The 21,013-nt window shown below is 28.2% G+C and carries 19 protein-coding genes, 2 pseudogenes and 1 other annotated feature; of the genes and pseudogenes, 20 read left to right on the top strand and 1 reads right to left on the bottom strand.

The annotated features are described in order from the left end of the window. The first annotated feature begins 421 nt into the window (after positions 1 to 421). The 6 genes from K0040_RS17525 to K0040_RS17500 all read left to right on the top strand — a co-directional run bounded on the left by K0040_RS17525 (position 422) and on the right by K0040_RS17500 (position 5,679). Entirely contained in the window at positions 422 to 1,138 is a 717-nt protein-coding gene (locus K0040_RS17525; protein ID WP_228110023.1) for a hypothetical protein, read from the top strand. Positions 1,139 to 1,252: 114 nt separating this feature from the next. Next, positions 1,253 to 1,963, top strand: a complete 711-nt coding sequence (locus K0040_RS17520; protein ID WP_228110022.1) for an outer membrane protein assembly factor BamD — start codon at positions 1,253 to 1,255, stop codon at positions 1,961 to 1,963. Between the two features lie 247 nt (positions 1,964 to 2,210). Then, entirely contained in the window at positions 2,211 to 2,810 is a 600-nt protein-coding gene (locus tag K0040_RS17515) for a class I SAM-dependent methyltransferase (protein ID WP_228110021.1), read from the top strand. A 63-nt stretch (positions 2,811 to 2,873) separates the two neighbouring features. Continuing rightward, positions 2,874 to 3,392, top strand: coding sequence for an ECF transporter S component (locus K0040_RS17510; protein ID WP_228110020.1), 519 nt, complete (start codon positions 2,874 to 2,876; stop codon positions 3,390 to 3,392). A gap of 135 nt (positions 3,393 to 3,527) precedes the next feature. Beyond that, entirely contained in the window at positions 3,528 to 4,748 is a 1,221-nt protein-coding gene (locus K0040_RS17505; protein WP_228110019.1) for an RtcB family protein, read from the top strand. A 19-nt stretch (positions 4,749 to 4,767) separates the two neighbouring features. Then, a complete protein-coding gene (locus tag K0040_RS17500; protein WP_228110018.1) occupies positions 4,768 to 5,679 on the top strand; it encodes a CPBP family intramembrane glutamic endopeptidase in 912 nt (303 codons plus the stop codon). A 242-nt stretch (positions 5,680 to 5,921) separates the two neighbouring features. Here K0040_RS17500 and K0040_RS17495 read toward each other — a convergent pair whose 3' ends face one another. Then, on the bottom strand, positions 5,922 to 6,662 hold the full coding sequence (locus K0040_RS17495; RefSeq protein ID WP_228110017.1) for a YoaK family protein: 741 nt from the start codon (positions 6,660 to 6,662) through the stop codon (positions 5,922 to 5,924). A gap of 309 nt (positions 6,663 to 6,971) precedes the next feature. Here K0040_RS17495 and ftsZ point away from each other — a divergent pair. The 14 genes and pseudogenes from ftsZ to K0040_RS17430 form a co-directional block, all read left to right on the top strand. Further along, positions 6,972 to 7,925: pseudogene (gene ftsZ, locus K0040_RS17490) on the top strand (cell division protein FtsZ); the annotation flags it as partial. 147 nt (positions 7,926 to 8,072) lie between these two features. Next, positions 8,073 to 8,339 (top strand): flavodoxin family protein, encoded by a 267-nt coding sequence (locus tag K0040_RS17485; protein ID WP_228110016.1) that lies wholly within the window; start codon positions 8,073 to 8,075, stop codon positions 8,337 to 8,339. A 48-nt stretch (positions 8,340 to 8,387) separates the two neighbouring features. Beyond that, positions 8,388 to 8,849, top strand: coding sequence for an EFR1 family ferrodoxin (locus K0040_RS17480; protein ID WP_228110015.1), 462 nt, complete (start codon positions 8,388 to 8,390; stop codon positions 8,847 to 8,849). Between the two features lie 105 nt (positions 8,850 to 8,954). Beyond that, positions 8,955 to 9,095, top strand: a pseudogene (locus K0040_RS21300) (helix-turn-helix transcriptional regulator); the annotation flags it as partial. 81 nt (positions 9,096 to 9,176) lie between these two features. Beyond that, complete coding sequence (locus K0040_RS21295) at positions 9,177 to 9,371, top strand: AbrB/MazE/SpoVT family DNA-binding domain-containing protein (protein ID WP_416390183.1); 195 nt, start codon at positions 9,177 to 9,179, stop codon at positions 9,369 to 9,371. A 54-nt stretch (positions 9,372 to 9,425) separates the two neighbouring features. Further along, entirely contained in the window at positions 9,426 to 10,592 is a 1,167-nt protein-coding gene (locus K0040_RS17470) for a macrolide family glycosyltransferase (RefSeq protein ID WP_228110013.1), read from the top strand. A gap of 170 nt (positions 10,593 to 10,762) precedes the next feature. Beyond that, a complete protein-coding gene (locus tag K0040_RS17465; protein WP_228110012.1) occupies positions 10,763 to 11,848 on the top strand; it encodes an ROK family transcriptional regulator in 1,086 nt (361 codons plus the stop codon). Between the two features lie 2 nt (positions 11,849 to 11,850). After that, positions 11,851 to 12,771: an N-acetylglucosamine kinase gene (locus tag K0040_RS17460; protein ID WP_228110011.1), complete on the top strand. Its 921-nt coding sequence runs from the start codon at positions 11,851 to 11,853 to the stop codon at positions 12,769 to 12,771. Positions 12,772 to 12,784: 13 nt separating this feature from the next. Then, positions 12,785 to 13,966: a hypothetical protein gene (locus K0040_RS17455; protein ID WP_228110010.1), complete on the top strand. Its 1,182-nt coding sequence runs from the start codon at positions 12,785 to 12,787 to the stop codon at positions 13,964 to 13,966. Positions 13,967 to 13,979: 13 nt separating this feature from the next. Continuing rightward, positions 13,980 to 15,473 (top strand): sugar ABC transporter ATP-binding protein, encoded by a 1,494-nt coding sequence (locus K0040_RS17450; RefSeq protein WP_228110009.1) that lies wholly within the window; start codon positions 13,980 to 13,982, stop codon positions 15,471 to 15,473. A 14-nt stretch (positions 15,474 to 15,487) separates the two neighbouring features. Beyond that, a complete protein-coding gene (locus tag K0040_RS17445) occupies positions 15,488 to 16,432 on the top strand; it encodes an ABC transporter permease (protein ID WP_228110008.1) in 945 nt (314 codons plus the stop codon). 27 nt (positions 16,433 to 16,459) lie between these two features. Continuing rightward, entirely contained in the window at positions 16,460 to 17,419 is a 960-nt protein-coding gene (locus K0040_RS17440) for a sugar ABC transporter substrate-binding protein (protein ID WP_228110007.1), read from the top strand. Between the two features lie 88 nt (positions 17,420 to 17,507). After that, positions 17,508 to 17,716, top strand: a binding site (T-box leader). A gap of 307 nt (positions 17,717 to 18,023) precedes the next feature. Next, on the top strand, positions 18,024 to 20,015 hold the full coding sequence (locus K0040_RS17435; protein WP_228110006.1) for a M20/M25/M40 family metallo-hydrolase: 1,992 nt from the start codon (positions 18,024 to 18,026) through the stop codon (positions 20,013 to 20,015). A 225-nt stretch (positions 20,016 to 20,240) separates the two neighbouring features. Next, positions 20,241 to 20,891, top strand: a complete 651-nt coding sequence (locus K0040_RS17430) for a hypothetical protein (protein ID WP_228110005.1) — start codon at positions 20,241 to 20,243, stop codon at positions 20,889 to 20,891. Positions 20,892 to 21,013: the final 122 nt, after the last annotated feature.

Below are 21,013 nucleotides of genomic sequence, written 5' to 3'. Positions count from 1 at the left end.
AATCTCTTCTTTAGAAAATAGTTTTTTGTTCATAATTACTCAACTCCTTAATGAATATTTTACACAAAAATAAACCCTATACAAGTAAACACTTTTTCTAGTATCCACTTTATAGGGTCCATTTTATATTTGTTAGTAACTACTTTTTTCATTTGAAAGTAAATTAAGCTTAAGATATTGAAAGAATATAGTTATTTACTATTTATTTACATTAATTATTAGTTTGATATAATTGGTCTTGGAAGGGGGGCTAAGATGCAATTAAATAAAAAAATAACTACAGGTTTTGCATTAGTTCTTTCATTAACAATAATAAGATCATCATTCAGTGAAATAGTTAATTCAATAGAATCAGTGAAAACATAAATTTACAGTAATGATAAGGTTTATAGAATGAATTTATTGAAGGGGGGAAATAGAAATGTTTAAGAAAAAAATAGGCTTAATTTTAATTTTAGCTACTTTAGGTATATCAACAATTGTATTTGTATTTGCAAATAAAAATGATGATGAAAAAATAACGAAAAGTACTGAATTAGCTAATGAAAAAGAATCAGAAAAAAAATCACATGAAAATTTAGGGGATTTGAGTATTAAAGAATTAACAGAAATTAGAGATGAAGAAATTGATAAAAACTTAGAGGGGCTTAAAGTCTGTGGATATACAAAAGATGAAATTAAAGAGTGTAAACATTATATTTTGGATCCTGATTGGAGCCCTGGGCTAGTTGGATACATAAACCACAAATATAAGGATTTAACAGAAAAAGATAAATTAATAAGAGAAATTCAGCTTGTTAGATATGTAAATGATAGTAATGAAACAATGGATGCTTCAGGTGCATATTTTAAAGCAACAAATGAAGACTATCAAATAAGTAGTTACCTTTCAAAACATGGACGAAATGGAAGCTTTGTATCCTATGATAATATGAGGTTTTTAATTCAAAATATAGATGAATTATGTAAATATATTGACTTTGATAGTTATGAAATAGTAGATATTCTTAATCCGTATCATTCAGAAAGTTTTTCAAATGATCAGAAGAAGTCTTTAAACGAAGAGTGGGAAAAAGTTTATTCAAAGGAAAATCTTGAGCCAAAGCTTAAAAATCAAATAAAAAGTATCATAAAATAAAAATGTATATTAAAAAATAAAAAATACAATTAGTTGTAAACCTTTATGGAAAAATAATCTATATTTTGATATAATTACAATGGAAAATATAGATTATAAGGTGAAGTATACAAAATGAAAAAGAAGTTAATATGGGTATGCATATTAAGTATGCTTTTACTAGTAGGGTGTAAAAGTGATGCTGCATACAATAAAGTCATAGAATCGGGGAATGAGGCTTTAAAAAACAAAAAATATGAGGATGCCATAACAGAGTTTGAAAAGGCATTGGAAGAAAAGAAAAATGACAAGGTGGCAACTGATTTATACAATCAAAGTGAGCAATATGTTAAAGCTTTAAAATCTTATGAAAAAAGTGATTTTGGTCAATCGTTACAATTTTTAGATGAAGTTATAAACTTTGAAAATGGATCTGATATTTTGGTTCAAGAAGCTAAAACTTTAAAAGAAAAAGCTGAAAAAGACAAAGAATTAAATGAAAAAATTGATAAATTAACGAAATCATCTCAAGATTATTTTTCTAATAAAAATTACTCAAAAGCAATAAAAGATATTGACAAAGCATTACATCTTATAAAGGGCAATAAGTCTTATGATTCAAAAAAAGAAACTTTAACTAATATAAAAGAAGATTATGAAAATGCTATAGAAAAAATAGCTAAAATGGCTAAAGAAGAAGAGAAGAGAATACAAGAGGAAGCTAAAAAGAAAGAAAAAAGTTTAAATAGTACTGGAATTTCTGAAGATAAAGCAAAAAAAATACTTGCAAATTACTTTAGAAAAAAATTGATCATGCTCCAAATACAATTGAAGTATATGAAGTAATAGGAAATAGATATCATATGACTGCTGATAATTACAATGACAATGGAATGAGAGAAACTTATGGATGGTGGTATGTAGATAAGTCCACAGGAGAAGTATCTAGATAGTTGTCACTATTTAAGAATAAATGTTTAAAATTAATGAAAAATAAATTAAAGTGTGTTACACTTATATCAATAAAATAATTTGAAACGAAGCCATGAAGGTTTTTACCTTCATGGCTTTTTTGTTGTTAGGGGGGAATGTTTTGGGACAAGCAGATTTTTTTAATTCTGTAGCTAAAAACTGGGATAATATAATTAATGTAGATGAATCTAAAATTAATTATTTATTGAACAAGCTTAAAATTCAAGAAGACGATGAAATTTTGGACATAGGTACTGGAACGGGAGTTTTAATACCCTTTTTAAATGAAAGAGTATGTACTGGAAGTATAAAAGGTGTAGATATTTCTGAAGGAATGCTAGAAGTTGCTAAAAGTAAATTTAATCATTTGAGTAATGTTGATTTTGAATTAGTAAATGTTGAAAAGGAAGAGTTGAAACATCAATATGACAAAATAATTCTATACTCCATGTATCCTCATTTAGAAAATAAAACACAAACTATTTCAAATCTTGTAAAAGATAGTTTAAAAGAAGATGGAATACTTATGATTGCTCACTCAGATAGTAGAGAGTTTTTAAATAATCTTCATAGAAATGCTGATGAAAGAGTACATGAATCAATATTAATGGAAATAAATGAACAAAAAAATGTTTTTATTAATGCTGGGTTAAAGGTAATTGAAGCCTTTGAAAATGATGAAATGTACTATGTAGTTATAGAAAAAATTAAAAAAATTTGAAAGAATTATCAAGGGAATTATATTTATTTAAATTTGTAATTAATAAATAGGGGGATTTATTTTATGAAGACAAAAAAATTAATATTATCAGGATTTTTTATTGCATGTGGTATTGTTTTACCAATGGTATTTCACATGTTTAGCATGGGAGGATCTATGTTTTTACCAATGCATATACCAGTTTTAATAGCAGGATATTTCTTGGGACCAATATATGGGGCAGGTGTGGGAATAATTACTCCAGTGCTTAGTGGACTATTAACAGGGATGCCACCTTTAGTTCCAGGGATGCCAATTATTGCTTTTGAACTTTGTGGATACGGATTAATTTCAGGGTTAGTATTTAGCAAAACAAATAAAGTGTACTTATCTTTAATTGTGGCCATGATAGTGGGAAGACTATTTGCAGTTGCGGGAGCATATACAGTGGCTTTAACTTTGGCACCTAAAATAAACCCAATTATGTATGTAGTCGGAGGTTTAACTACTGCTATATCAGGTATGCTGATACAATTGATATTTATACCAATATTAATTAAAATATTAATGAATAGTGAAGAAATATCTAAAGCAATAGCTTAAATTAAATAGCATACTTTTACATAAAATAAATAAAATGCCATTGAAAAATCAATGGCATTTTATTTGCAAAAAATTCACAATTATAAAAATAAAAATGATAAGATAATATTACAAAATAAAAAGGGTGTGAAAATTATGATAGAAGTAAGGGGAAAATACAACTGGGCTAAAATATTTGCTGATAAGATTGATGAAAAATCAATGGAACAAATAGAAGAGCTTTGTGACCAAGAATTTGTAAAAAATGGGAAAATAAGAATAATGCCAGATGCTCATGCAAGTGCAGGATGCGTTATTGGATTTACTGCAAAGCTTGGGGATATGGTCATACCTAATATAGTAGGTGTGGACATTGGATGTGGAATGTTTACTGTAGAACTAGGAAAAATAGATTTCCCATTAGATAAGCTAGATAATATTATTAATCAATATGTACCTTCTGGTAAAAATGTTCATGAAGGTAAAAAATATAATTTTACTAAATTACAAGATTTATTTTGTTATAGAGAACTAAAACAAAGCAAATGGATAGAAAGAAGTATAGGCACTTTAGGTGGGGGAAATCACTTTATTGAAGTTGATGAAGATAAGAACAAAAACAAATACTTAGTAATACATTCTGGTAGCAGAAATTTAGGAAGACAAGTTGCAGAGTACTATCAAAGTTTAGCAATAGAGTTATGTAGTGGCAAAGAAAAGTTTTATGAAGAAAAAGAAAAATTAATAAAAACATTTAAAGCACAAGGAAAAAGAAAAGAGATTCAAAATGAATTAAAAAAGTTAATAAAAAAATATGAAGGTTTAAAACCCAAATATCCTAGAGACTTATGTTTTTTAAGTGGAAAATATAGAGAAGAATACTTACATGACATGAAAATTTGTCAGGAGTACGCTGAGGTAAATAGAGAAGTCATGGCAAATATAATTTTAAATAAATTGATAAATAGAAGTGTTGATGATTTTAGTCACTTCCATACAACTCACAATTACATAAATTTTAAAGATAATATAATAAGGAAGGGAAGCATATCATCTTATGAAGGAGAAAAGCTACTTATACCAATAAATATGAGAGATGGAAGTATACTTGCCATAGGAAAAGGAAATGAAGATTGGAACTTCTCAGCACCCCATGGAGCAGGAAGACTTATGAGCAGAACAGAAGCAAAGTTAAAGTTAAATCTTAATGACTTTGAAAAAACTATGAAAGATATTTGGACCACTTCTGTATGTAAAGAAACAATAGATGAAGCACCAATGGCATATAAACCTATAGAGGATATTTTAAGGTTTGTTGGTGATACAGTAGATATAATTGATGTAATTAAACCAATATATAATTTCAAATCAAAATAAAAACGTATTAGGGGGTATTATGTTTTCAAAGAAAGAAGATCTTGTTAATTTAGCCAAAGAAAGTAAAAAGTTGCCTAATTTTATTTGGGCAACAATTTTGGCTTTTTTATTTATGACTGGAGGTCAAATTATAGGTGGAATTTGTATAATTCCACTGTATATAATTTTATCATTCTCCCATAGTATATCACCAAACTTAAAAATATTAGAACTATTTATTCAATTAGGCTCATTTGTATTTATATCACTTCTAGTATTTGTAAGAGTTAAATATATTGAAAAGAGAAGTATTTCCACTCTTGGATTTAGCAAAGATAGTTGGCTTAAAAAATATATTAAAGGTTTTGTGGTTGGTCTTGTAATGATGTCTATGGTAGTATTAATACTATGCTTATTTGGATGTATTTCTGTAGAGAAAAATCCTAGTCAACCTATTGGCATATCCGCAATTGGAGGAGTAATTATCATATTAATTGGTTGGATTATCCAAGGTGGTACGGAAGAAATAGTAACTAGAGGTTGGCTAATGAATATTTTAGCGGCTAGATACAATAAAGCTTTTGCATTAATTCTTTCCTCTACCATATTTGGACTTATGCATTTATTCAATCCTGATGTTAACTACGTTGCAGTAATTAATATTATTTTAGTAGGACTTTTTTATGGTATCTATGTTACAAAAACTAATGATCTTTGGGCCGTTTGTGGTATGCATTCAGCATGGAATTTCGCTCAAGGGAATATATTTGGATTTGAAGTTAGTGGACTAAATGTGAGTGTTTCTAGTATTGTTGATTTAAATTTAGTCGGAAGTGATATGATTAGTGGGGGAACTTTTGGACCAGAAGCAGGACTTATAGCTACCTTTATTTTGATTTCTTCTATAGCTATAGTTTTTACACTTGATAAGAAAGTATATTTTACCAAGTAGGAAAATAGAGGGAGATTCATGTTAATTGGGAAAAACAAAATGAAAAAATAATTGTTTATGATAATGCTATTATTACTTTTAGTGTTTCTGAGGTAAAATACAACAAAAATGATATAGAAATGATTAAGGAAAAACTTTTAAATAATTGATAATTTGAAAAGCTACTGATTTTAGCTCAGTAGCTTTTGTAGTTTAAGTTCGCTATAAAATTAATAGTATCCTAGAAATTAATAAAGAATAAGTTATTTATTATTATTTGGTAATTTACTATTTAATTCAAACTTAGACATCCAAAGTACTAATGATAATAATAAAAAACTGCAAACCCAAATAGATTTAGTACTTACAGCAATAGAAATTATAGTCCCAGGTATGGCACCTAGGGCAAAAGAAAATGTAAGAACTGTAAAGGTAAGTAGTTTTACAAGAGAATCTTTACTCCTTTCATCCAATACATTATAGAATAATTGGGCAACAGTTCTAAGATTACCTGTACAAATTGTTGTATTATATGCAATACCAAAGCAGTTTCTAAATAGGCATAATAAATATCCCATGAAAAAAGAAACAAGACTAGTAACAATATAGTCTGGTATATATTTAGGCAATAAACCAATACAAAACAATGCCATAGCTTCTAAAACAAGGGCCATTTTTCTCCAATCGCCTTTGTACTTCTTTTTTATAATTAGAGCTTTAATAAATTCACTGAATGTAGCACCTAGTATACATGCAATTATAGGCATAAAATGATTTAGTGCTCTTTGCCATTGACCAAGTGCAATGCTAATTCCAAATATAGACATATTTGCCGTATGCATATTAGCCAAAACACCATTTCTTGTAATGTATGTATATGCATTCATATAACCTCCAATAAAGGTTATTATCATTAAAAAAAGAGGCCTATCCCAAGGAGCAATTTCTTTATTTATTTTTGAAGATTTATTAGTTTCATCTATTTTTTCTTTATCATACTTCATACTCTTACACCTCTTTTCATCTTATATTAACTATTTAACATATTATCATAAAATGCTGGCAAATATTCACTAATTATAGGAAAATATAAAATAAGTTGGATTATAAAATATAAGTAAGGTGTAGGAGTGTGAATTAATTTCTTACTATTTTAGTTGAAATAAGTGGAAAATAATGATATTTTTACAAAATTCGATATAAATGTTATAAAATATTTAGTATAATTAAATGGTGTATGCAAAGGCATTTTATTATTCAAAGGGTTATGAATAAAAATTTAGAAAAAATTATTAAGTAGGAAGGGTAGAATAATGAGCGAAAACAGAATTAATATAGAGCTTGATAACGATGATGTTGTAATAAAAGTTATGGGTATTGGAGGCGGAGGAAACAACGCAGTCAACAGAATGATTAGTGAAGGAGTAAAAGGCATAGACTTTATTTCTGTAAATACTGACAAACAAGCACTATTTTCTTCAATGGCAAACAAGCAAATTCAAATAGGAGAAAAAGTAACTAGAGGTTTAGGTGCTGGGGCGAAACCACAAGTAGGTAAAGATGCAGCTAAAGAAAGTAGAACACAAATAATAAATGAACTTGAAGGTACGGATATAGTATTTGTAACTGCAGGTATGGGTGGAGGTACTGGAACAGGTGCGGCTCCAATAGTTGCAAACATTGCAAAAGAAATGGGAATTCTTACAATAGGTGTTGTTACAAAGCCTTTTGGATTTGAAGGTAGAGTTAGAAAGAATAACGCTGATGAAGGAATAAAAAATCTTCAAGAAAATGTTGATACATTAATAACTGTGCCAAATGATAAATTATTACAAATAGTGTCTCAAAATACATCAATGATGGATGCATTTTCTATGGCAGATAATGTATTAAAGCAAGGGATACAATCAATATCTGATCTAATAAAAATGCCAGGACTAATAAATTTAGATTTTGCTGATGTTAGTTCAATAATGAAGGATAAAGGATTAGCATATATAGGTATAGGTACAGCCAGTGGAGAAAATAGAGCAGTAGAAGCTGCTAAAGAAGCAGTAGAATCACCTCTTCTTGAAACTGCTATAACAGGTGCAAAAGGAATATTACTTAATATTGCCAGTGGAGGAGATTTAACATTATTTGAAGTTAATGATGCATCAAGTTTAGTGACAGAATTATGTGATCCTGAGGCTAATATTATATTTGGTACTTCTGTTAGAGAAGATTTAGGCGATGAAATAATGCTAACTGTAATAGCGACAGATTTTTAATTAAATACATATTTATAAAAAAGCATATAATTTTTTCTAAATTATATGCTTTTTTATATTAAACTTTACGAAAGATATATAACTTAGATATCATATGATTATAAGCGATTTTATTAATTATAATTTAACAGGGGTGAAGAAGGAATGAAAAATATAGGTATAGTCTATTTTTCTGGAACAGGAAATACAAAATTCGTAGCAAATAATATTAAAAGAGAGCTTGAAATATATAATAAAGAGGTTAACTTAATAAATATAGAAAAAGGTAATATAAACCTAAAGGATTATGATTCTATAATAATTGGAGGACCTGTATATGTAGACAGATATCCAGAAATATTGATTAAATATATGGAAGAAAATCTAAAAGGTTTTACAGGTAAGTGTATGTTATTTTCTACACAAGCTTAAGATAAAGAAGCTATAGCTTTTCAACACTGTATACATAGAGTACCTTTTTTGAATGTAACTTATACTATGTTTATACCTATGCCCAATAATTTTTATAATTTTATGTTTAAAAGATCTTCAAAGGAAGAGGAAAATCAACTATTATTAGAGTCTATAAATTTGATTAGAAGTGGGATTAAAGATTTTTTAGAAGGAATAACAAAAACATATCCAAAGAAAAATATAAATGAAAGAATTATCGATTTAGTTTATCATATAGTTTATCCCCATTATGTAAACTATGTAACTAAAAAAATTTCCATAGAAAAAGACAAATGTATAAATTGCAAAATGTGTGAAATGAGATGCCCAGTGCAAAGCATTAGAATTAATGATAAAGTTCCTTTTAAAAAAGATTGTTTACTTTGTCAAAGATGTATGAGTAGTTGTCCTAGAGATGCCTTTTCTTATAATGGGAAAAGCTTTATTCAATATAATCCTGATTTTAATACATTTAAGACAATAAAATGACCTATTATTTATAGGTCATTTTTAAATTCCACTAATATATACATGAATGTTAAGGATAGTTGGTAGAATTAATAGTATATATCAAATATTATTAATATAGGAGGTATGAAAAATATGATTAGTATGAATTTAAAAACATTAAGAAAAATAAATAAATACACTCAAGAGGAAGTGGCAGAAAAGATAAGTGTATCTCGTCAGTCAGTTGCAAAATGGGAAAATAATGAATCTGTTCCAGATATAAATAGCTGTGCCAAACTTGCAAAATTATATAATGTAACACTGGATAATTTAGTTAATTATTCTGAAGAAAAGTCGGGAATTGCCATACCATCTAAAGGAAAGTATTTCTTTGGTTCTGTTACTGTGGGAGAGCGTGGACAGATTGTTATTCCAAAGGAAGCTAGAAAGTTATTTGATATTAATACAGGTGATAAGTTATTGGTACTTGGTGATGAAGAAAAAGGAATTGCAATAGTTCACCAACGAAACCTTATAACTTTATGGGGGGAATGGGAGTAGACTTGAATAAATAAAGTTATGAGCTTAAATAGAATAAATAAGGGATGAGTAAAAATGAGTAAAGTTGTATTTTTTTCCATACCAGCACATGGTCACACTAACCCAACTATAGAGGTAGTGAGAGGATTAACTAGTAGAGGCCATGAAGTGTGGTATTATTCTTTTGAAGAATTTAGAGATAAAATTGAAGGAGCTGGAGCTAATTATATAAGTTGTGATGATTATGTTCCAAATCTTAGACCAGAAGACGAGAAAAAGGTTGGTAAAGATTTTTCTGCCATGATAGAAATGATAGTTGATATGACGGTAGCTTTAGATGAAAAAGTATGTAAAGAGTTAAAAGAAATTAATCCAGACTGTATAGTATCTGATTCTCTATGTTGCTGGGGAAAATTATTTGCAAATAAGTTGGGCATTACTTATATATGTTCTACTACAACATTTGCATTTAATAAGTATACTGCACATATGATGAAGCAAAGTTTTAAAGAAATTATGTATATGGTGCTTGGAATGAGAAAAGTTAATAAAAAATTAGAGCTTTTAAGAAGTCGTGGTTATGATGTGAAAAATTTTGTTTTAATAATTCAAAATGATAATGAAACAAATACTATAGTTTATACATCAAAAGAATTTCAACCTATGGTTGACACTTTTTCTGATAAATATTACTTTGTAGGGCCTTCAGTAGCTGATGTGATAATAGAAAAAGAAAGGAACTCACGTAAAAAAATATATATATCTTTGGGTACTGTAAACAACAAGAATATTGATTTTTATAAAAATTGTATAGAAGCTTTCAAAGATAATGATATAGATGTGATTATGTCTGTTGGAAACAACACAGAAATATCACAACTAGGCAATATACCCAAGAATTTTAAAGTAGAAAATAAAGTAAATCAGCTTGAAGTTCTTCAACAAGTGAATGGGTTTATTAGTCATTGTGGAATGAACAGTGTAAATGAAAGTTTATACTATGGAGTACCTCTAATACTTTTCCCACAACAATCAGAACAAAAAATGGTATGTGGAAGAGTAGCAGAATTAGGTGCAGGTTTTGTATTAAAAAATGATAAACCTAAAAATATAAAAAAAGCTGTGTTGGAAGTTATTAATAATATTAAATATGAAGAAAATGCACAAAAGTTATCAAAGAGTTTTAAAAATTCTGGAGGTGCAACAAAAGCAGTGGATGCTATATTGGGTTTGATACATTAATTAAAAAGAGTTATTATGTAAAGGAATATCAAAAGATGATATTCCTTTTATAAATGAGTAAAAAATATTAAACTAATGGAAAAAAATGTAAAAATAATTGTTGCCACAAAGATTTAGCTAATATACAATTAACTTAATTAATAAAGTTTATAAAGTAAGGTGTAAATAATATGAATAATATGATAGGAAAACCTCAAACAATAAAAAAAGTAAATGAAGATCTAATAAAAAATCTAATAAAAAAACAAGGTCCTATAACAAAGCCTGAAATATCAAATATAACTAACCTGAGTTTAGCTACAGTTAACAAAACAGTACAAAAACTTCTAGATAAAGAAAAAGTTAAAGTAAGTGCTGTTGCAGAGTCAACAGGAGGTAGAAGAGCCCAACTCTTTGAAATCAATGGAGACTTAGAATATGTAATAGCATTGTATTATTACAACAATACATTCTATGCTGTAGTATCTAATTTAATTGGAGAAATTATATACAAAGATAAATTTTATGTAAACAATTCTGATTACCATATATTTATGAAGGACTTATTTCATGTTATTGATAAGCTGATTGAAAAAAGTGGGAGTTGCAGAATTAAAGCAATAGGACTTGGAGTACCTGGAGCTGTAAAAAATGGAGTAATAAAAAACATACCAAATATAAGGATGCTTGAAAATATAAACTTAAAGAAAATAATTCAATCAAAATACAATATAAATACGTTTGTTGAAAATGATGTAAATTTGGCCACATTGGGAATTTATGAAAAAAACTATAAAGAAATATATGACAGTATGTTTTTAGTATATGTGGAAGATGGGCTTGGATCAGGAATAATTATTAACAAAAACTTATATACTGGATTTAGTAATTTTGCTGGAGAATTAAATATAATGGACATAGGAGAACACGACATAAATAGTTTTAATCTTGAACAGGTAATTTTAAATTTAAAAAACAAAATAAAAATAGAAAAAGAAGAAAACTTAAAAGAAATTTTAATGATGATAGTATCAAAAACTATATTAAATATAGTTTGTATATTAAATCCAGAGACTGTTGTAATTCAATGCGAAGTGATAAAAAATGAAGATATTAATTATGTAATAAATTACATTTCTAATTCAGTTGGTAAAGAAAATTGCCCCGAAATAATAGTATTAGAATCATCAAAAGAGCATGGATTAAACGGAACTATAAATATGTGTTTGAAAGAAACAACATATCAGTATTCGCTGTCAAATATAAGGGGGTGTTAGGTATGAGTTACCTAGTTTCAGTAGATGGAGGAGGAACAAAAACACAGTTTACTATAAGTGATTTAAGTGGAAATATTTTAGGGAATATTACAACAGGCTCAAGTAACTACAAATCTGTAGGAATAGATATTGCTTATGAAAATATAAATTTTGGTTTAGAGGAAATGTACAAAGATTTAAATATAAATAAGAAAGATGTAATAAGAGCAGTGTTTGGCATATCTGGATATGACTCTCAAGATGATTATGAAATAATATTAAATATAATAAAAAAGACAGGACTAAAGGAAGAACAAATATATTTATATAATGATGCCGTATTAGCATTTTATGCACAAGCTGATGAACCAGGTATAGTAATTATATCAGGAACAGGTTCTATAGTATTAGGAATAAATAAATATGGAGGTATATTTAGAAGTGGAGGATGGGGATATAACTTCAGTGACTTAGGTTCAGGATATGAAATAGGAAGAAAGGCCCTTAGAGAGACCTTACTATACTGTGATGGATGTAGAAAATATTCCATATTATTTGATTATATATTGAGATATTATGAAGAATCTAGCTTTAATAATTTGCCTTATAAAATAACCTCTATAAGTAATAATTATGAAATAGCTAATATAGCAACTCTTGTAATTTTAGCGGCAGATTTAAAAGATTATTTAGCAATGGAAATATTGGAAGAATCAGCTAAAGATTTATCGATTGCATCAATAAATGTATTAGATAAAATAAGCAAAAGCGCTGAAGATAAATTAAGTATAGTACTGTCAGGGGGGGTATTTAACAGTAACCTGTACAGAAAATTAGTAATTGAAAATATAAAAAATATGTCAAATTACGTAAAAATAAGATTTTTATTACAAGAGAATGCTCCTGTTTATGGAGGATTAAAACTAGCTAAAAAACTATTATAATAGGAGGAAATTTATGAGTTCTAAGAAAGTAGTTTTGCAGATTTTTACAGGTGGATTCAAGGGTAATAATTTAGATTTTAGTGAAATTAAAGATAAATTAAGTTATGTTTTGAAAAACATTAAAATAGAAAAAGTAATAATGGGGTGGTGTATAGATAAAGATTTATACATAAGAACGAAGGAATTATTAAAAGAATATAATACAAAGCTTTATCTATGGATACCAGTATTTTCAGAAATTGGGTTACTTAAAAATAGTCAATTACTTGTGGATTATAATTTAAGTGAAATAGGAAGTTATGCATTATGTGAAGATGAAAATTTTGAATTTTATTGCCCAAATAATAAAGTAAATATAAATAACTTAATTCAAGTATATGAGGAAAACTTTAGCCACATAGAATTTGATGGAGTTTTTTTAGATAAAATTCGATATGGTTCATTTTCTAATAAATTATCAGGTGTGTTTAATTGTTTCTGTCATAATTGTATGAAAATATATGAAGAAGAAAATATAGATGTAAATACACTAAAAGATGAAATGAAAAAAATAAGGGATGGTTATGATAATTATCAGCAGATTCCTTTTAATATAAAAAGTTATGAAAAAGGAAAATACAAGTTTGAAAATGAAATATGGGAAAAATTTTTTGCCATTAAGTCAAAAAATATATATAACTCTGTACTCCAAATAACACAATATTTTAGAAAGTTGGATATGAAGGTGGGAATAGATACGTTTTCCCCTTTTATATCCTATTTTGCAGGACAAGATTTAGAAAAGTTACAAAATGCATGTGATTTTATAAAGCCTATGATTTATAGAATAACAAAAGCACCTGCAGGATTACCCTTTGAAAGTGACAACTTAGTAAAAGAAACTATTAAATTAGATGTAAATAAAGCAAATGATAAATACCTAGAAATCATAGGGGTATCTAATTATAGTGGCCACAAATATCCCTTGGATTTTGTAAAAAAAGAGTTAAAATATATGACAGAAAATTTAAATTGTAGTATTTATGCAGGGATAGAAATAAATAGGAAAGAAGATATTGCCCTAGTATATCCTAATTATATTAAAGAGAATATTATAAATTTCAATGAATTACCAATAGAAGGATATGTTTTATCTTGGGATCTTTTATCAGCGCCTAGAGAAAATATAGATGAAGTAATAAAGCACTTGAAGTAATGGGGGTGAATTAATGAGTAAGATATTAGAAATGATAGATATTTACAAGCGTTTTGGAAGTGTATCAGTATTAAAAGGAATTGATTTTTGTGTAGAAAAAGGAGAAGTTAGAGCCTTGCTTGGAGCCAATGGAGCTGGAAAGTCAACTCTTATGAAAGTAATTGGAGGAGTACATAGTCAGACTAAGGGAAGAGTTTTATTAAATGGAAAAGAAATAAATTTTAAAAACCCACATCACTCAAAAGAAAATGGAATAAGTGTAATTTACCAAGAATTAAGTCTCGTCCCAACTTTAACTGTTGTAGAAAATATATTTTTAGGAAGAGAAATTACAAATGGAGTTTTTATTAATAAAAAGGCCATGCTAAATGAATACGAAAATGTTTGTAATGAGTTTGATTTTAATATAGACCCTTATACTATCACATCAAAATTAAGTATAGCAAATCAACAGATGATAGAAATAATGAAGGCAGTATCGGCCAATTCAGATATTATTATTATGGACGAGCCAACAACTTCCTTAACAAATAACGAAAAAGAAAGTTTGTTCAAAATAATAGGTAAACTAAAATCAATGAATAAAACTATAATTTATATCTCTCACATATTAGAAGAAGTATTTAGAGTATGTGATAGTGCAAGTATTATGAAAAATGGAGAAATGGTAGGCACTTATAAAGTATCTGATTTAACAAAACTTAAGATAACACAACTAATGACAGGTAATGAAAATCATAAGATTATTGAAACTAAAGATTATTGTTACGCAAAATATGATGAGGCACCAATATTACAAGCTAAAAACTTGCGAAACTCAAAAGTAAAAGATATTTCTTTTGATATATACAAAGGAGAAATAGTAGGACTTGCAGGGTTAGTTGGATCTAGAAGAACAGAAATAATTAATATTCTCTTTGGAATTGATAAAAAAGAAAATGGAGAAATATTCTTAAATAATAAAAAAGTCAACATAGCATCTCCAAAAGAAGCCATATCAAACAAGATAGGTCTTATACCAGAAGACAGAAAAAACTTAGGTCTAATTTTAGATCATCCTATATACACAAACTCAGCAGCTGTGCAAATTGATAGATTTAAAAATGGTATATTTATAAGTAAAAACAAAGAAATTGAGTTCTCAGAAAGTGGAGTAGAGAACTTAGGAATAAAAGTAAATAATGTAAAACAAGATGTAAAGGAACTAAGTGGGGGAAATCAGCAAAAAGTTGTTGTATCTAAATGGTTAGAAAAAGATTTAGATTTAATAGTTTATGATGAGCCTACTAAAGGAATAGATATAGCATCAAAAGAGGATATATTTAAGACAGTAGAAGCATTTGCAAAAACAGGTATGGGAGTAATATTTATTTCATCCGATTTAGAAGAGGTAATAAGAATAAGTGATAGGATACTTGTAGTAAGAGAAGGAGCCATTGTAGACCAATTAAAAAATGATGGTATTACAGTTCAGGATATAATGAACAGCATATTTAATGTACATTAAGATGGGGGAATATTATGAAAAAATATACAAGTAAACTGAATTTTAGAGACTACGGAGTTTTAATAGGTTTTGTAGTTTTATGTATAGCTATAAGTATGGCAACGCCGGCTTTCTTAAGTAAACAAAATGTACTAAATTTATTAAGACAATCATCAATAATAGGTATAATATCAGCAGGAATGACTTTTGTAATCATATCTGGTAATTTTGATATTTCTGTTGGGGCAGTTGCTGCTCTTTCCGGAGTAATAGTAATGAGACTAGCAACAACTGGAACAAATTTATTTTTAGCAATTATAGCAGCAATAGTAGTGTGTGCAATTATTGGTTTAGTAAATGGTATTATGGTGGCCAAGGTTAATGTACCATCACTAATTGCAACAATGGCAATGGTTACTATTGTACGTGGTATATTACTTATGATAACTGGGGGCTACCCAATTACACAAACTATTCCAATGTTGGATTCATTAGGTAATGGCTATTTCCTTGGTATACCGATGCCTGTAATAGTATTTATTTTAGTAGTTATTGTTTCATATATAGTTTTAACTCAGACTAAATTTGGTAGACATGTATATTCGGTAGGTGGAAATCAAGATGCAAGTAAGTTAAATGGTATAAATGTAGATAGTCAAAAGATAAAAGTATTTATAATAAATGCAGTATTAGCAGCAATTGCAGGATTAGTTTTAACAGGAAGATTAGGGACGGCTAGCCCGGTTGCTGGGGACTCTTACGATATGGACGCTATAGCATCAGTTGTTATAGGAGGGACTTCTGTATCAGGTGGATCAGGATCTGTATTAAAAACTATTATAGGTGTACTTCTTATGAGTGTTATAAATAATAGTTTTAATTTATTAGGTATAGATATATTTTTCCAATATATCTTTAAAGGATTAATAATTTTAGTAGCTGTTGGTTTTGATTCTTATAGCAAGAAAAAACTTGCTTAAAGATAAAAAAAGGGAGGAAACTTTATAATGAAAAATGTAATTAAAAAATTATCAGTAGTATTATCTTTAATTATGGTCTTTGGACTTGTTGGTTGTTCAAACTCAGGGGGGACAAGTGATGGACCTAAAAAAATAGCAGTATTATTACCAGGTTCAACAGGTTATTTCGTTGCAACTAAAAAGGGGATAGACGAAAAAGCAAAAGAAAAAGGTATAGAAGTAGAATATGCAGATGCAGGATGGGATGCTAGTAAACAATTATCTCAAGCAGAAGACTTTATAGCAAAAGGTGTAGATATGATAGCTTTATGTGGAGTGGAGTCTTCAGTATCTGAAAAAATAGTTAAAACAGCGAATGATGCTAAAGTACCAATAATAGCATTTACAAATTCTATAGGGGATAATCCAACAGGAGAATATGAAGGACTAGTAACTTATATAGGGCAAAATGAATCTGAAACAGGTTCATTAACTGGTGAAATAGCTAAAAACTTATTAGGGAAAAAAGGTGGAAAAGCTGTATTAATAGAAGGTGTTCCAGGAACTACTCCTCAAGTATTAAGAAGAAAAGGTGTTGAAGAAGCTTTAAAGGGAAGTAAGATAGAAATAGTTTATAAACAAACTTCTAACTGGGAAAAAGAGCAAGCTTTAAAAATAACAGAAGATTTAATACAAAAGAAAATGGATTTTGATGTAATAATATGCCAAGATGATAACTCTGCAACTGGCGCAGGGCAAGCTCTAAAAGATGCATCTCTTAAAAATAAAGTAAAAGTAATAGGTTTAGGTGGAAGTAAAGATGGTCTTCAAGCTATAAAAGATGGGCTTATTGATGGCACTACTTATATGTCTGCAGTTGAAGAGGGTTCTTTAGTTATAGAAATGGCAGCTAAACATTTTGATGGAGAAAAAGTTGATGCAGTAAACCAAATCAAACAAGTTGAAGTAAATAAGGACAATGTTAATGATTTTAAGGGAGAATGGTAAAAGTAGATTTTTAGTTTTTATAATAAAAAATATATTGACATAATTTAGAAAGTAATTTATTATTTTAACAAGATAAATAATTCAATAGATAAATCCTGAGAAAAAGAGAGTAGCTTTTTATTAAGTTTCAGCGAGTTAGGGTTGGTGTGAGCCTAGCAACTGGATATAAAGTGAAGAGAGCTTTGGAGGAGATTGTCAGAAATTTTTAGTATGTCAATCGGTTATCTCGCCTTAAGAGATTGAGTGGATAAGTTTTTTATCAATAAGAGTGGTAACGCGGAATGATTCGTCTCTTGGCTTTATAGCCAAGGGACTTTTTTATTATTGAATGATAACTTATCAATGAGAGTGGTAACGCGGATATAATTCGTCTCTTAGTCTGAGGACTAAGGGGCGATTTTTTTGTACCTAAAAAATACTAGTTAATATGGTGCTTAAAAGTTATATGGCTTAAATACTATTAATAAACAATTTAATATTTATCTTATTTTATGTAAAGAGTCTAAAAATAAATAACGGAATATTCTGAAATATAATCGAGGTTTTTAAAAAAGTTATTTTATATTAGATGAAATAATAATTAAAATTTAGGGGGAGAGAATATATGAAGAAAAAGTTTTTAGCCATAATTATGGCAGTAGCAATGATATTTAGTGTATTTGCTTACACACCAGTATCCTTTGCAAAGGAAAACATGGGCTATGGAGATTATGCTTACAGTGTATTACAACATTTAAACAAAAATTTAACTCAAAGAATAGCTGGTACAGAGAAAGAACTAGAAGCAGCTGAGTACTTAAAAGAGCAACTAGAGTCTTTCGGTTATGAAGTAAAAATTCAAAATTTTACTTATGAAAGAAAAAATGTAACTTATAACTCTCAAAATGTTATAGCAAGTAAAAAAGGGGCTTCAACTAAAGATGTTATAATAGGTTCACATTATGATAGTGTAGGAACTAATGGTGTAGATGACAATGGTTCTGGAACTGTTGTAAACCTAGAAACAGCAAAAAGACTTGCTAATAAAAAAACACCTTATACTGTGAAATTTGTGTTCTTTGGAGCTGAGGAGGTTGGACTGAAAGGTTCATCTGCATATGTAAATGCTATGACTGAAGAAGAAATATCAAATACTGTTTATATGGTAAATATGGATAGTATGCTAGCTGGTACATACCGCTATGTATATAGTGGTAACTACAACAAAGAAACAAATAAAGTTGATAATGCATGGCCTGCTTATCAAACGTTGAAATTGTCTGATGCTCTACAAACTGGTATGAGACTTAATAACACGGATTTAAACCTAGATTATCCAACTCCATCAACAGGCAACTGGAGTGACCATGCAAACTTTAGAAAACTAATGCCTTACTTATATTTTGAGGCAGTAAACTGGGAAGTACCAGATGACCCAAAACGTCCAGAAGAAGGTTCTTCAGGAGCTTATGAAACGGAAATAGGGGAGGTTATGCATAATCCTGAAAGAGACAATCTTGAGTTTGTAGAGTCAACATGGGGAAGCCGTGGAAAGGATACTATAAGTTCTTATTGTAAATTACTAGAAGCTATTGTATATCAATTAAATCCAAATGGACTGATAACTCCATCCAAAGAAGAATTGAAAAAAGCTATAGAAATAGCTAATGATTTGGATAAAAGTGATTTTTCTGAGTCATCATATAATAAATTCCAACAAGCTTTAAAAGATGCTAAAGTAGTTAATAAAACAGAATATATTTTATTAAAAGATCAACAAACAATAGATAAAGCCCTAGCAAAATTAAATGAAACTATGGCAATTGTAAGTTCTAATATAGTAAACACAACAATAAAAGCCAAAAACCAAATTTATAATAATAAATATCAAAGACCAGAAGTGATTGTAAAAGACGGTAAAGAAGTTTTAGAAGAAGGCAAAGATTATACAGTAAGCTATTCAAACAACAAAGAAATAGGAACTGCTACTGTTACTGTAAAAGGGTGCAACGATTACATGGGATTAGCTAAAGCTAATTTTAGTATATTACCACAAACTGTTAAAAATCTAAAAACTTCTGATGTTTTAACTAATTCTTTAAAATTATCTTGGAATAAGATAATTAATGCAGATGGATACAAAATTTACAAATATAATGCATCTACTAAAAAATATGAGTTATTAAAGACAATATGTAAAAATACTACGATTACTTACAAAGATACAAAAATAGTATCTGCTACTAGTTATTTGTACAAGGTTAGTGCATATAAAAAAGTTGGTAATAAAATTTATGAAGGATTAAAATGCGAAAAAGTAAAAGTTACAAGTAAACCATTACAACCAATATTAAAATTATCATCAACAACTGCTAAAAAAGTTAACTTAAATTACTCATCAAAGGTAAGCAAGAGAAGTGACGGATATGAAGTTTATATGTCATCTTCAAAAAATGGAAAATACACTCTAATAAAAGATACACAAAGTACTAAAATAACTAAGAATAAACTAACTAGTAAAAAAGGATATTATTTTAAAGTAAGAGCATATAGAAAAGTAGATGGAAAGAAAGTTTATAGTTCTTATAGTACAATAAAATATATAAAAGTTAAGTGATAAAATCTTATTATTTTGGAATTAGTAAAAGAAAGGTATACACAAAAATAAAGCATTCCTCTTAAAGTAGACTCTTTAAGTTTTAGTTGAAAAATAAGTGGGTATAAACTTATTATATAAAAAATACTTTACATAATGAAATGGTAAAAAATACCGGTAGAAATTGAAAAATTTTCATGGGAAAATAATATGTAAATGTACAAAATAATAATGAGGTGATTAATAATGAAATTAAATAATGCATTAAGCCATTTAAAAGAGGAATTATCTGATTTATTAAGTATGATGTTAGTATCAGAAAGAATAAACAGCCAAAGATGTTTAAATCAAAATATAGATACAAGCAAAACAATAATAGATCATAAGGATACTAGTGAAGAATTTTCACAAAAAGATTTAAATGCAATAGGTTTAGAAATATATAAGTTGGCAACAGAAATAAAAGGTATGTATAACATGATGTTAGTATCAGAAAGAATAAACAGCCAAAGATGTTTAAACCAAGACTTAGATACAAGCAAAACAATAATAGATCATAAAAATACTAGTGAAGAATTTACAGAAGACGAAGTAGATATCTTAATACAAGAAACAAGAAAATTAGTAGATACTATGCTCGTATCAGAAAGAACAAACAGTCAAAGATGTTTAAACCAAGACTTAGATACAAGCAAAACAATAATAGATCATAAAGAGAAATTAGACAAAAGTAAACAAGTAGTAAAAGGAAAAACTAAAAAGCAAGAATTAGAAAATACAATTCAAGAACTAAAAGGTATTTTAAATGAAATGCTTATATCAGAAAGAATAAACAGCCAAAGATGCTTAAATCAAGATCTTGATACTAGTAAAACAATAATCGATCATAAAGAATAGGGAATGTAAAATAAAGTGTGTAAGTTGACAAGATTGTTGTCAGCTTATGCACTTTTTTGATTATAGAGTGTGATACCATTAAGGAAAGGAACTTAAAAAGATGAGGTATGATACTATGGTTA

The sequence above is a fragment of the Terrisporobacter petrolearius genome (assembly GCF_020748185.1).
Lineage (GTDB): Bacteria > Bacillota > Clostridia > Peptostreptococcales > Peptostreptococcaceae > Terrisporobacter > Terrisporobacter petrolearius.
Note: the sequence above shows the minus strand (reverse complement) of the source record. Positions and strands in the feature narration are given on the sequence as shown.

Bases quoted from the DNA above. Each gene is read 5' to 3' on its own strand.
- K0040_RS17525 (WP_228110023.1), top strand. From the start codon at position 422: ATGTTTAAGAAAAAAATAGGCTTAATTTTAATTTTAGCTACTTTAGGT.
- K0040_RS17435 (WP_228110006.1), top strand. From the start codon at position 18,024: ATGAAGAAAAAGTTTTTAGCCATAATTATGGCAGTAGCAATGATATTT.
- K0040_RS17450 (WP_228110009.1), top strand. From the start codon at position 13,980: ATGAGTAAGATATTAGAAATGATAGATATTTACAAGCGTTTTGGAAGT.
- K0040_RS17485 (WP_228110016.1), top strand. From the start codon at position 8,073: ATGAAAAATATAGGTATAGTCTATTTTTCTGGAACAGGAAATACAAAA.
- K0040_RS17495 (WP_228110017.1), bottom strand. From the start codon at position 6,662: ATGAAGTATGATAAAGAAAAAATAGATGAAACTAATAAATCTTCAAAA.
- K0040_RS17465 (WP_228110012.1), top strand. From the start codon at position 10,763: ATGAATAATATGATAGGAAAACCTCAAACAATAAAAAAAGTAAATGAA.
- K0040_RS17460 (WP_228110011.1), top strand. From the start codon at position 11,851: ATGAGTTACCTAGTTTCAGTAGATGGAGGAGGAACAAAAACACAGTTT.
- K0040_RS17520 (WP_228110022.1), top strand. From the start codon at position 1,253: ATGAAAAAGAAGTTAATATGGGTATGCATATTAAGTATGCTTTTACTA.
- K0040_RS17445 (WP_228110008.1), top strand. From the start codon at position 15,488: ATGAAAAAATATACAAGTAAACTGAATTTTAGAGACTACGGAGTTTTA.
- K0040_RS17510 (WP_228110020.1), top strand. From the start codon at position 2,874: ATGAAGACAAAAAAATTAATATTATCAGGATTTTTTATTGCATGTGGT.
- K0040_RS17500 (WP_228110018.1), top strand. From the start codon at position 4,768: ATGTTTTCAAAGAAAGAAGATCTTGTTAATTTAGCCAAAGAAAGTAAA.
- K0040_RS17455 (WP_228110010.1), top strand. From the start codon at position 12,785: ATGAGTTCTAAGAAAGTAGTTTTGCAGATTTTTACAGGTGGATTCAAG.
- K0040_RS17440 (WP_228110007.1), top strand. From the start codon at position 16,460: ATGAAAAATGTAATTAAAAAATTATCAGTAGTATTATCTTTAATTATG.
- K0040_RS17430 (WP_228110005.1), top strand. From the start codon at position 20,241: ATGAAATTAAATAATGCATTAAGCCATTTAAAAGAGGAATTATCTGAT.
- K0040_RS17505 (WP_228110019.1), top strand. From the start codon at position 3,528: ATGATAGAAGTAAGGGGAAAATACAACTGGGCTAAAATATTTGCTGAT.
- K0040_RS17470 (WP_228110013.1), top strand. From the start codon at position 9,426: ATGAGTAAAGTTGTATTTTTTTCCATACCAGCACATGGTCACACTAAC.